Genomic DNA, 11,981 nt, shown 5'->3' on the forward strand with positions numbered 1-11,981 from the left:
TTGACCAGGAGCCGGTAGCCGTCGGACTCCAGGCTGACGCCCTCCTCGACCAGCTGCTTGAGGACGTGCTCGACGACGTACTCGCGGACGTCCGGGGTGAGCAGGCCCTCGACGGAGATGTCGGCGGCGTGCTGCGAGGAGACGACGACCGTGTCGAGGCGGACCGGGCGGTCCCCGTCGTACTCGATGGTGACCTGCGTCTTGCCGTCCGGGCGCAGGTACGGCACGGTGCCGTCCTTGCGGACCTCGGTCAGGCGGCGGGAGAGCCGGTGGGCGAGCGCGATCGGCAGGGGCATCAGTTCGGCCGTGTCGTCGCAGGCGTAGCCGAACATCAGGCCCTGGTCGCCGGCGCCCTGGGCCGCCAGCTCGTCGTCCACGCCCTCGACGCGCGCCTCGTGGGCGGTGTCGACGCCCTGCGCGATGTCCGGGGACTGGGCGCCGATGGACACCGACACGCCGCAGGAGGCGCCGTCGAAGCCCTTCGCGGAGGAGTCGTAGCCGATGTCGAGGACGGCGTCGCGCACCAGCTGGGCTATCGGCGCGTACGCGGCGGTGGTGACCTCGCCGGCGATGTGGACCTGACCGGTGGTGATCAGCGTCTCCACGGCGACCCGGGAGGAGGGGTCCTCGGCGAGGAGCGCGTCGAGGATGGTGTCGCTGATCCGGTCGGCGATCTTGTCGGGGTGGCCCTCGGTCACGGACTCCGAGGTGAACAGACGGCGGCTCATGCCTGGCCCACCTCCACCTTGGCCGTGAAGAAGTGCTGCTCGATGGCGCCGAGGGTGCGGATGGAGTCGACCTCCAGGGTCTCCATCTGGATGGCGGTGCCGCTCTCCTGCTCCAGGAGGAAGACGAACTCGACGAAGGACAGCGAGTCGATGAGCCGGTTCTCGATCAGGTCGAGGTCGGCGGCGATGTCGTCGCGCTCGGGGTGACGCTCGAGGATCCAGTTCTTCACCGTCTGCAGGCCGTCGGCCATGATTGTTCTCCTTGTCAGCTGTTCGATGAGGAAGAGGTGGGGGCGATGATCGGGGCGGCGACCGCGACCGCGTAGTCCACGTCGTGGCTGATGGACACGGTGATCTCGGTGATCCCGGACTCGGCGGCCATCTCGGCCGCGGGCCCGTGCAGCTCCACGAGCGGCCAGCCGCCCTCGGAGCGCCGCACGACGATGTCCGGCCAGGGCAGGAACCTGCCGCGGACCCGTAAGGTCTTGAACGCCGCTTCCTTCGCCGCGATCCGCCCGCACAGGCTCAGGACGTCGAGCCCGGAGGAGGTACGGCAGTCGGCGAGCTCGCCGGGGGTGAGCATCCGCTCGAAGAACCGCTCCCCGTACTGGGCGAGGAGCCTGCGGACACGGTTGACGGACACGATGTCCATGCCGAGGTTCGCCCACCCCAGGCCGCCCGCCGGCGGGGCGGCGGGACGGGCCGGCACGTCAGATCACCGGCCCGGCCGCGCCACTCGCACCGGCTTCGAGGACGGCCCGCTCGGCGGACGCCCAGCTGCCGTGGCGGCGGGTCAGCGCCGACAGCCAGCGCTCGAGGCCGAAGGCGACACAGCTGGTGAAGGCCGGTCCGCCGGTCGACTCCAGGGTGATGTCGCAGCGCTCGCCGAAGAAGTTCCGGTGCGTGTTGACCGAGGCGATCGCCAGGTCCTCGTAAAGGAACTCGTACTTCACCGGGGTGAGCCGCTGGAGGACGGCCTTGGAGCTGCCCTTGTCGAAGAAGGGGTCGCAGGCGGCCTCCCTGCGCAGCGGCAGGTCGAGGGCCTTCGCGAAGGACTGGATGCGGGTGGTGAACTCGGCGAGGTGGTTCTCGGCGTGCTCGCGGGCGCCGATGGCGACGACCTCCCGCATGCGGAAGCCGAGCTGGCGCCGCATGCCCTCGTAGTGCGTCTCCTTGCGGAAGCACCAGGAGCAGATCGTGACGAGGGCGTCGTCGGCGACCTGGGTGCCCTGGTGGGTGAGGTAGACGGCGTAGCAGGAGGCCGAGGGCAGGCCGAGCGCGGCGGGTTCGAGCGCGTCGCTCGGGAAGCGGCCGGCGGTGGTGTCGAAGGGCGTGGTCGCGCGGCGCTCCAGGTCGAGCGGGGCGGCGACGACGGCCTGGTGGGGGAAGTTGTCGTAGTAGTCGAGCTTGGCCAGGTCGGCGGCCGGGAGGAGCGGGGGCATGGTCATGGGACGGGCGCCCGCGGCCACTCCCCAGCCCTCGAAGGTGTCGTCGAGGAGCCGCAGCAGGCGGGTCCCCTCCGGGCCGAGCGCGGGCAGTCCCGTGGTCGCCCCGACGTTCTGCTCGGGGGTGGTCATGGTCATGGTCGGTGCACCTCTCGGGTGAGGGTGTCTCTCGGGTGAGGGCGTCTCTCGGAGGAGGGTGTCTCCCGGAGGACGGGCGGGGTGTCGCTCAGAGGACGGGAAGGGTGTCGTCCGAGAAGATCCCGGTCTTCAGGAAGAAGGCGAGCGGCTTGCGGACCGCCTTGCGCTCGTGGGCGCGCCGGGACTCGTCGGCGATCAGCGCGTTGCGCAGGCCGAGCGGGTCGGCGATGCCGGCGTCCTTGTACACGTGCGGGTTGTAGAGGGAGTTGATGCTGTAGACGACGTACCGCTTGAGGTACGCCTCGACCTCGCGGACCCGCTCGGCGCTCACGGCCTGGCACATCCGCTGGTGGAGGAGGGAGACCAGCTCGCGTCCGAAGGCGATGTGGCGGGACTCGTCCTGGTGGTGGATGCGGTTGACCTCGCGGATGGTGTGGCAGAGGGAGTCGTCCTTCGCCATCCGGGAGTTGTAGTGGTCGACGAGCTCCTCGAAGAAGAGGATGCGGGTGAAGACGAGGAAGTTCTCGACCTCGGGCTCCCAGGCGGCGTCGGCGCGCATGGCGGTGGAGCCGTAGATCTTGTGGCCGTAGCGCCGGCAGAACTCGGAGAAGAACCACATGTGTTCGTTCTCCTCGCCGATGAAGTGGTGGAAGAAGTCCGAGGGGACTTCGAAGCCCGGCATGTGGATGCGGCCGACGACCTCGATGAGGAGTTCGCGGATGCCGTGCACGTTGAGGCTGTAGAAGTTGACCGACTCCCACTTCGACAGGCGCTGAAGCGTTTCCTCACCGAGGGTGTCGTAGTGCTCGGTGCCGTAGACGGTGAGCAGCTCCGGCGTCATCCAGAAGCGGTTCTCCTCCAGCGTCTCGGGCCACTGGAAGGTCTGGTACGGGTTGTAGTAGTCCTCGACCGAGCGCTCGCTGAGGCGGCTCAGGACCTCCATGAAGCGGTCGGTGACGGGCAGGGGGGCGGTCACGCCCATGGTCTCGCTCCTCGCGACGTGGGGTTACGGGCGGACTTCGTAGACCGCGTTGACCGGGGTCTCGGTGGCGCGCCGCCAGCGGGTGAAGCCGGCCTCCTCGGCGATGGCGCGGAAGGCCTTCTCGCCGGAGTGGTTGCCGAGGGCGTGCGGGCCGCGCTGCGCGACGGCGACCGGCAGGCACATCACGGCGGACAGGGCCATGAACATGCGGGCGGCGGGGGTCTGGGTGTCGATGTCCTGCGGGGAGACGTTGGACTCGACGAGCATCCAGGTGCCGTCCGCGTCGAGGGACTTGTGGACGTGCTGGGCGGCGGCGACCGGGTCGCCCATGTCGTGCAGGGCGTTGAAGAAGCACACCAGGTCGTAGCCGGAGCCGGGGTAGTCGTCGGCGGAGGCGACCTCGAAGACGACCCGGTCGGAGAGGCCGGCCTCCTCGGCGAGCTCGCGGGCGATCGAGATGGCCTCCTCGGAGTAGTCGAAGCCGTGGACGGTGGCGTTCGGGAAGGCCTTCGCGATGAGGAGGGTGGTGTGGCCGACGCCGCAGCCGACGTCGGCGACCGTGCCGCCGGCGGCCAGCTTGTCGGTGACCTCGTGGAGGGCGGGCAGCCAGTCGGGGACGAGCTTGTGCTCGTACGTGGGCTGGAAGAAGGAGCCCATGCCGGTGTCGAGGGCCGCGTCGTGCTCGGCCCAGCCGACGCCGTCGCCGGTGCGGTACGCGTCGACGAGCAGGTCCTCGGTGGCGTACAGCGCCTTGAGGGCGGTGAAGAACCCGGCGGCGTACGTCACGGCCTTCGGGTCGGCGAGGACCTCGACGTGGTCGGCGGGCAGGGTGTACGTGAGGGAGCTGGGGTGCCGCTCGACGTACCCGGCGGAGAGCTGGGCGTGCAGCCACTCCTCGATGTAGCGCGTGTGGGTGCCGGTCTTCTCCGCCAGCTGCTCGGCGGTCAGCGGACCGTCGGCCGCCAGGGCCTTGTAGAGCCCGAGGCGCTCGCCGAGGGCGACGGTCAGGCCGCGGACGGCCGCGCCCGCGTCGGTGATGACCTTCTGGTGGAAGTCGTGGGCGCTCATGCGGCCTTCTCCTCCTCGTACTCCGGCGTGTCACACGTGAACAGGAAGGAGCGGGGCATGCGCGGTACGGAGCGGGCCGGGACCGGGTAGGGCCAGCGGTCGAAGGCGGCGCCGTCCTCACCGGGCTGCTTGACCTCCCGTACGGCCCAGCCGCAGTCGGCGAGCAGTGCCTCGGGCTCCTCGGTGCCGAAGAGCCACGGATTGCCGTCCTCCTCCAGGGCCTTCATGAAGCTCCGGGCGAGCGGGTTCTCCAGGGCGGACTTCGAGATGACGTCGCCGAGCAGCACGGAGCCGGGCGCGGCGTGCGAGGCGAGCAGCGAGATGAGGGTCCGTACGGCCTGCTCGGGCAGGAAGAACAGCAGGCCCTCGACCACCCACAGGACGGGCTCCTCGCTCTTCCAGCCCGCCTCCTTCAGGGGGCCGGTCCAGTCCTGGGTGAGGTCGACGGGGACGGTGACGCGGGTCCGGCCGGCGGGCTGCGGTTCGTCCTTGAGCATCTCGGCCTTGGCCTCCAGGAGGGCCGGGCGGTCGAGCTCGTAGACGGTGACGCCGTCGGGCCAGGGAAGCCGGAAGAAGCGGGTGTCCATGCCGGCGGCGAGGAAGACGACCTGGCGGATGCCGCGCTCCTCCACCGCCTTGACTATGGCCCGGTCGAGGTAGGTGGTGCGGATGGCGAGGAACGGCACGATGCCGCCGCCGTCGTAGCGCGCGAGCAGTTCGAAGCCGATCTCGTCGGCGACGGTGCGCGCGTAGGGATCGGCGAACAGCCGGTCCTCGCGCTCGGTCTCCAGGGCGCGCGCGGCGGCGGTCCACTGGGCGGTGCGGGATACGGCCTCCACAGGAGGTCCCCCTTCGGTTGGGTTACGGAGATTCGGACGGCCGTGTTCAGGGGCCCGACGCACGGGGGTTCGTCAGGCGCTCATGGCCGGGGCACAGGTCTTGGCCGGTCGCACACAGGCGACGGGGTCCTCGGCCGCGGGCATCGACGACAGATGGCCGGCCTCGGAGTCGGCGGGGCGCCGGCGGAAGATGCTGTGCAGGATCATGCTGAACACGGCCGTCCCGTCGGCGGCCACGAGCGTGCACCGCGGCTTGACGGTGCCGGTGGCGGGATTGAACGGCGACGGGGTGGAGCCGAGGATCTCGACGCGCGCGGTGAGGACGTCGCCCGGGCGGACGGGCCGCAGGTAGCGGACCTCGTCGATGCCGGGCGAGCCCGTACAGGCGCTGTAGGCGAGCAGTCCGTCGACGTAGCGGCGCATGAACATCGCCTGGGTGTGGAACCCGCTCGCGATCAGACCGCCGAACGGGGAGTCCTTCGCGAGCTCGGGGTCCGTGTGGAAGGGCTGCGGGTCGAAGCGCCTGCCGAACTCCAGCACCTCCTCCGCCGTGACGGTGACGGTGCCCAGCTCGTGGACGTCGCCGGGCCGGAAGTCCTCGAAGTAGCGCATCGCGCGCCCCCCTTGACCTAGGAGTCAACGTTTCCTGGCATCACCCAATCTACGAATCGACCATTTATTTTGTCAACCCAAAAGAGGGGCTCTGGGGGCCCCTCATCCCAGTGCTTGCTGTAGGTCCTCCCACAGGTCCTCGACGTCCTCGATCCCCACCGACATCCGCACGAGCCCGGCCCCGATCCCCGCGGCCGCCAACTCGCCCTCGCTCAGCTCGCGATGGGAGGTGGACGCCGGATGCGCGACGAGCGTCTCCACGCCGCCGAGCGACAGCGCGAGCTTCGCGATCCGTACGCGTTCGATGAAGGCGCGGCCCGCCTCCCGGCCCCCGGCGAGCTCGAAGGAGAGCAGCCCGCCGCCGCCGGCGAGGACCTTCCGGGCGGTGCCGTACGAGGGATGGCCGGCGCGCCACGGGTAGTGGACGGCCGTGACGCCGGCGCGGGTCGCGAGCAGCTCGGCGAGGGCGGCGGCGTTGGCGCAGTGCTCGCGCATCCGCAGCGGCAGGGTGGGGATCCCGCGCAGGGTGAGCCAGGCCGCGAACGGGTCTGCGCAGGCGCCGAGTTCGACCGTGCGGGGCCAGACCCGGCGGAGCAGGGCGCCGTCCGCGAAGACGGCGGCGCCGCCGAGGACGTCGGAGTGCCCGGAGAGGTACTTGGTGGTGGAGTGCACGACGACGTCGGCGCCGAGCTCCAGGGGGCGGCACAGGACGGGCGAGGCGAGCGAGTTGTCGACGACGCCGGTCACCCCGAGGGCGCGGGCGGCGGCGAGGAGGCCGGGGAGGTCGGGGACCTGGCCGGTGGGGTTGGCGATCGTCTCCAGGACGAGGAGCCGGGTGGCGGGGTGGACGGCGGCGGCCTCGAACTCGGCCGGGTCGTCGCCGGATATCCGCACGACCTCGATGCCGTACCGCTCGGCCAGATCCGCCAGGACCGCGTGCGTCCCCCCGTACAGGCAGCGCTGGGCGACCACGCGGTCGCCGGGCTTGAGCAGGGCGAGGAGCACGCCGCTGACGGCACCCATGCCGGAGGCGAAGGCGATGGCCCCCTCGCCTCCCTCCAGGCCCGCGAGGGTCTGCTCCAGGGCCCGTACGGTCGGGTTGCCGCGGCGGCTGTAGACGTACCGCCCGTCGGGGTCGGCCATCGCGTCGGCGAGCTCGGCGGCGGAGTCGAAGGCGAAGGCGGAGGACTGCACGATGGGCACGGAGAGCGGCCAACTGCCTTCGGCGAAAGGCTCGTTGGAGACGTGCACGGCACGGGTGTTCAGCTCCACGGGGATTCCTTCCTGAGTACGGGAAAGGGGCCGCCCGACGTCCGGGGGGAACGGACGTCGGGCGGCCCCTGCGGGTCACGGTTCAGGCTGCGACCTTCTCGCCCTGCGGCGCGGGGGCGGCGGCCTCGGCCGCGACCGCCTTGTCGCCCTTCATGACGAGGAGGGTGACGACACCGCCGACGGCGGCGATGATCGCGGCGCCGATGAAGGCGGACGAGAAGCCGTCCGTCAGCTTCGGCAGGTTGCCGAGCTCGTTGGCGCCCTGGGACATGGCGACGGCGGTGAGCGCGGCGAGGCCGAGCGCGGAGCCGACGTTGTAGGTGGTGTTGACGATGCCGGAGGCGAGGCCCGCCTGCTCCTGCGGGGCGTTGGCCATCGCGCTCATCATCGTCGGGATGTAGGCGAGGGACATGCCGAGCGCGGCGACCAGCGAGGCCGGCAGGACGTCGACCAGGAAGGTGCCGGTGGGCTCGACGGCGGAGAGCCAGACCAGACCGGCCGCGAGGACCAGCAGACCGCCGGCGATGAGCGGCTTGGCGCCGACCTTCATCATGAGCCGGGCCGTGATGGCCGTCATGAAGATCATGAGGAGCACGGTCATCGGGAGGAGCGCGGCACCGGACTCGAAGGCGCCGTAGCCGAGGACCTGCTGGAGGTACAGGTTGAGGAAGTACCACATCGGGATCCACGCGGCGCCGAGCAGCGTCATCGCCAGGTTGGCGGAGCCGAGGCGCGGGACCCGCCAGACGCTGAGCGGCATGAGGGGCTCGCGGATGCTCTTCTGGATCACGAAGAAGAGGATCAGGAGGACGACGGCGCCGGCCAGCTCCAGGATCGTGGCGGTGGCGCCCCAGCCGACCTCGGGGGCACGGACGACGGCGAAGACGGCGAGCGCGAGACCGGCGGTGACGGCGACGGCGCCGAGGATGTCGACGGAGCCGCGGCGGGACTCGACGTCCGGGAGGAGCTTGGTCGCGGCGAGGGTCGCGAGGCCGATCGGGATGTAGATGATGAAGACCCACTGCCAGCTCACCCACTCGGTGAAGACGCCACCGAGGAAGACGCCCGCGGTGCCGCCGGCGGGAGCGGCGGCGCCGTAGAGCGCCATCGCCTTGCCGAGCTCCTTCGGGTCGTGCATGAAGAGCATCATCAGCAGGGTCATCGCGGAGGGCGCGATCAGCGCGCCGCCGACGCCCTGGACGGCGCGGCCGACGATCTCGACCCAGGCGGTCTGCGCGGCGGCGGCCACGACCGAACCGGCGATCATGACGGCCCAGCCGGAGACGAAGATCTTGCGGGCTCCGACGAGGTCGGAGAGGCGTCCGCCGAGGAGCAGCAGACCGCCGAAGACGATCACGTAGGCGTTGAAGATCCACTGGAGCTCGCTCTGCGAGAAGCCCAGGTCCTTCTGCATCTCGGGGAGCGCGACCCCGATGATCGAGGTGTCCATGATGACCATGAACTGAGCGGCCGCGAGCACGACAAGTGCCCACCAGCGCCGGGGATTGACGGTTGACATTGCCCTGACCCTTCACTCGCTGCTGCATACCCCTAGGGGGTACCTGTGCGGAGCACCGTAGCATACCCATGGGGGGTATGTAAGAGTGAGATGAGGGCGCGATCGGGGGAGCAGGGGAAGGACCCCCTCCACGCGCGGGAAGCGCCGCTTCCGCGTGCGGGAAGCGCCGCCTCCGTGCTTGCGGAGGCGCGCGGGAAGCACCCGCCCCGCACCCCCGGCCGGGCAGAATGCCCCCATGACCGCCGACCAGGACCCCGCCCTGCTCCAGCGCTGGAACACCACCCTGCTCGCCGCCCGCTCCGGCCGCGAGGGCCCCGACCCCGCCCCGTACGGCCGGAACCTGCTGTCCCGCTGGGCCGAACCGCAGCGCCGCTACCACACGGTCGACCACCTCCGGGCGGTCCTGGACCGCATCGACGAGCTCGCCGACCAGGGCGGGGAGGGCGGCGAGCTGGAGCTCGTACGGCTCGCCGCCTGGTTCCACGACGCCGTCTACCGCCCGGACCGCTCGGAGAACGAGGAACGCTCGGCCGCCCTGGCCGAGAAGGCCCTCACCGAGGCGGGCCTCACCCCGCACGAGGTGACCGAGGTGGCCCGCCTGGTCCGCCTCACCACCAGCCACGACCCGGCCGCAGGCGACCTCAACGGCGAGACCCTCTGCGACGCGGACCTCGCGATCCTGGCCACCGACCCCGATACGTACGGGGGGTATGCGGCGGCCGTCCGCGAGGAGTACGCCTTCGTCCCCGAGCCCGCCTTCCGCGAAGGCCGCGCCACGGTCCTCCGCCACCTCCTCGGCCTCCCCCGCCTCTTCCGTACGCCGTACGGGGCGGCCGTCTGGGAGGAGAAGGCACGGGCGAACATGGAACGGGAGCTGGCCGAGCTGACGACGGAACCGGCGGGCGAGGGCTGAGCCGGCCACGAGACCGCCAGGCGCGGACCGAGCCGGCGAGGGGACCGACGGGCGCGGGCCGAGAGCAACCGGAGGCCCGCCCTTAGAATGGCCGTCGTGACCGACAACACTCAGCATCAGACAGCGCCGACCACCGAACTGCCGACCCAGTACGCGCCGGCCGAGGTAGAGGGGCCGCTGTACGAGCGCTGGGTGGAGCGCGGGTACTTCGAGGCGGACGCGAAGAGCGACAAGCCGGCGTACACCATCGTCATCCCGCCGCCGAACGTCACCGGCTCCCTCCACCTGGGCCACGCCTTCGAGCACACGCTGATCGACGCCCTCACCCGCCGCAAGCGCATGCAGGGCTTCGAGACGCTGTGGCAGCCCGGCATGGACCACGCCGGCATCGCCACCCAGAACGTCGTCGAGCGCGAGCTCGCCAAGGAGGGCAAGTCCCGCCACGACCTGGGCCGCGAGGCCTTCGTCGAGCGCGTCTGGGAGTGGAAGGCCGAGTCCGGCGGGCAGATCGCCGGCCAGATGCGGCGCCTCGGCGAGGGCCTGGCCTGGAGCCGGGACCGCTTCACCATGGACGAGGGCCTGTCCCGGGCCGTCCAGACCGTCTTCAAGAAGATGTTCGACGACGGTCTGATCTACCGCGCCGAGCGCATCATCAACTGGTGCCCGCGCTGTCTGACGGCCATCTCCGACATCGAGGTCGACTACCAGGACGACGACGGCGAGCTCGTCTCCATGAAGTACGGCGAGGGCGAGGACACCATCGTCGTCGCCACCACGCGCGCGGAGACGATGCTCGGCGACACCGCCGTCGCCGTCCACCCCGACGACGAGCGCTACAAGCACCTGATCGGCAAGCAGATCAAGCTGCCGCTGACCGACCGTACGATCCCGGTCGTCGCCGACACCCACGTCGACCCGGAGTTCGGCACCGGCGCCGTCAAGGTGACCCCGGCGCACGACCCGAACGACTTCGCCATCGGCCAGCGCCACGACCTCGCGTCCATCGAGGTCCTCGACGAGCGCGGCGTCATCACCGTCCACGGCCCCTTCCAGGGCCTGGACCGCTTCGAGGCCCGCTCCGCGATCGTCGCCGCCCTGCGCGCCGAGGGCCGGATCGTCGCCGAGAAGCGCCCGTACGTCCACTCCGTCGGCCACTGCTCGCGCTGCAAGACGACGCTGGAGCCCCGCCTCTCGATGCAGTGGTGGGTCAAGGTCGAGACGCTCGCCAAGGCCGCCGGCGACGCCGTCCGCGACGGCCGGGTCGACATCCACCCGGCCGACATGTCCCAGCGGTACTTCGACTGGGTCGACAACCTCAACGACTGGTGCATCTCGCGCCAGCTGTGGTGGGGCCACCGCATCCCCGTCTGGCACGGCCCCGACGGCGAGCTGGTCTGCGTCGGCCCCGACGAGGAGCCGCCGACGGGCGAGGGCTGGACGCAGGACACCGACGTCCTCGACACCTGGTTCTCGTCCGGCCTGTGGCCGTTCTCCACGCTCGGCTGGCCCGAGCAGACCCCCGACCTGGAGAAGTTCTACCCGAACTCCGTCCTGGTCACCGGCTACGACCTGATGTTCTTCTGGGTCGCCCGCATGATGATGTTCGGTCTGTACGCGATGGACGGACAGCCGCCGTTCCGCACGATCGCGTTCCACGGCATGGTCCGCGACGAGTTCGGCAAGAAGATGTCGAAGTCGTTCGGGAACACGGTCAACCCGCTGGACTGGATGGACAAGTACGGCTCCGACGCCCTGCGCTTCACCCTGGCCAAGGGCGCCAACCCGGGCGTCGACGTCCCGATCGGCGAGGACTGGGTCCAGGCGTCCCGGAACTTCGCCAACAAGATCTGGAACGCGACCCGCTTCGCGATGATGAACGGCGCCACGGTCGAGGGCCCGCTGCCGGACGCCTCCGCGATGTCGGCGACCGACCGCTGGATCCTGTCCCGCCTGAACAAGGTCGTCGCCGAGGCGGACGCCTTCTACGACGACTACCAGTTCGCCAAACTCGCCGACGCCCTCTACCACTTCGCGTGGGACGAGGTCTTCGACTGGTACGTCGAGCTGTCGAAGACCACGTTCTTCGAGGGCGGCGAGCAGGCCAAGGTCTCGGCGCGCGTCCTGGGCGAGGTCCTCGACGTCACCCTGCGACTGCTCCACCCGATCGTCCCGTTCGTCACGGACACCCTGTGGACGACGCTGACCGGCGGCGAGTCCCTCGTCATCGCCGACTGGCCGAAGGCTGTGTTCGTTCCTGGTGCCGACGCACCGGGCGGCTTCCGCGACGAGGCCGCCCAGAAGGAGATCGAGCTCGTCCAGCAGGTCGTCACCGAGGTCCGCCGCTTCCGCTCCGACCAGGGCCTCCAGCCCGGCCAGAAGGTCCCGGCCCGCCTGGAGCTGACCGGCACCGCGCTCGCCCCGCACGAGGCGGCCATCCGCCAGCTGCTGCGCCTCCAGCCGGAGGG

12 protein-coding genes are annotated in these 11,981 nt (G+C 70.7%); 2 read left to right on the forward strand and 10 right to left on the reverse strand.

Annotated elements, in window-relative coordinates; genetic code table 11:
* The 10 genes from CCN56_RS15235 to CCN56_RS15280 all read right to left on the reverse strand — a co-directional run.
* Positions 1-728, reverse strand: a 728-nt coding sequence (locus CCN56_RS15235) for an S-adenosylmethionine synthetase N-terminal domain-containing protein (RefSeq protein WP_373412856.1), incomplete at its 3' end; no start/stop codon positions are given.
* Positions 725-979, reverse strand: coding sequence for an acyl carrier protein (locus CCN56_RS15240; protein ID WP_041130504.1), 255 nt, complete (start codon positions 977-979; stop codon positions 725-727). The genes CCN56_RS15240 and CCN56_RS15235, both read right to left, overlap by 4 nt.
* 14 nt (positions 980-993) lie before the next feature.
* Positions 994-1,437 carry a holo-ACP synthase gene (acpS, locus tag CCN56_RS15245; protein WP_086827308.1) on the reverse strand — a complete coding sequence of 148 codons (444 nt, stop codon included), beginning with the start codon at positions 1,435-1,437 and terminating at the stop codon, positions 994-996.
* A 1-nt stretch (position 1,438) separates the two neighbouring features.
* Positions 1,439-2,311: a hypothetical protein gene (locus tag CCN56_RS15250; protein ID WP_086827310.1), complete on the reverse strand. Its 873-nt coding sequence runs from the start codon at positions 2,309-2,311 to the stop codon at positions 1,439-1,441.
* A gap of 88 nt (positions 2,312-2,399) precedes the next feature.
* Positions 2,400-3,293 (reverse strand): diiron oxygenase, encoded by an 894-nt coding sequence (locus CCN56_RS15255; protein WP_086827312.1) that lies wholly within the window; start codon positions 3,291-3,293, stop codon positions 2,400-2,402.
* Between the two features lie 24 nt (positions 3,294-3,317).
* Entirely contained in the window at positions 3,318-4,361 is a 1,044-nt protein-coding gene (locus CCN56_RS15260) for a class I SAM-dependent methyltransferase (protein WP_086827314.1), read from the reverse strand.
* A complete protein-coding gene (locus CCN56_RS15265) occupies positions 4,358-5,200 on the reverse strand; it encodes an SAM-dependent methyltransferase (RefSeq protein WP_086827316.1) in 843 nt (280 codons plus the stop codon). The genes CCN56_RS15260 and CCN56_RS15265 overlap by 4 nt, the downstream gene beginning before the upstream one ends.
* 72 nt (positions 5,201-5,272) lie before the next feature.
* On the reverse strand, positions 5,273-5,812 hold the full coding sequence (locus tag CCN56_RS15270; RefSeq protein ID WP_086827318.1) for a MaoC family dehydratase: 540 nt from the start codon (positions 5,810-5,812) through the stop codon (positions 5,273-5,275).
* A 102-nt stretch (positions 5,813-5,914) separates the two neighbouring features.
* Entirely contained in the window at positions 5,915-7,084 is a 1,170-nt protein-coding gene (locus CCN56_RS15275) for a PLP-dependent aspartate aminotransferase family protein (protein ID WP_086827320.1), read from the reverse strand.
* An 82-nt stretch (positions 7,085-7,166) separates the two neighbouring features.
* Complete coding sequence (locus tag CCN56_RS15280; RefSeq protein WP_086827322.1) at positions 7,167-8,603, reverse strand: MFS transporter; 1,437 nt, start codon at positions 8,601-8,603, stop codon at positions 7,167-7,169.
* Between the two features lie 235 nt (positions 8,604-8,838).
* Here CCN56_RS15280 and CCN56_RS15285 point away from each other — a divergent pair, with 235 nt between their 5' ends.
* Positions 8,839-9,516 (forward strand): HD domain-containing protein, encoded by a 678-nt coding sequence (locus CCN56_RS15285; protein ID WP_086827324.1) that lies wholly within the window; start codon positions 8,839-8,841, stop codon positions 9,514-9,516.
* Positions 9,517-9,612: 96 nt separating this feature from the next.
* On the forward strand, positions 9,613-11,981 hold a 2,369-nt coding region (locus CCN56_RS15290; protein WP_086827334.1), incomplete at its 3' end, for a valine--tRNA ligase.

The sequence above is a fragment of the Streptomyces sp. NRRL B-24572 genome (genome assembly GCF_002156145.1).
GTDB lineage: Bacteria > Actinomycetota > Actinomycetes > Streptomycetales > Streptomycetaceae > Streptomyces > Streptomyces vietnamensis.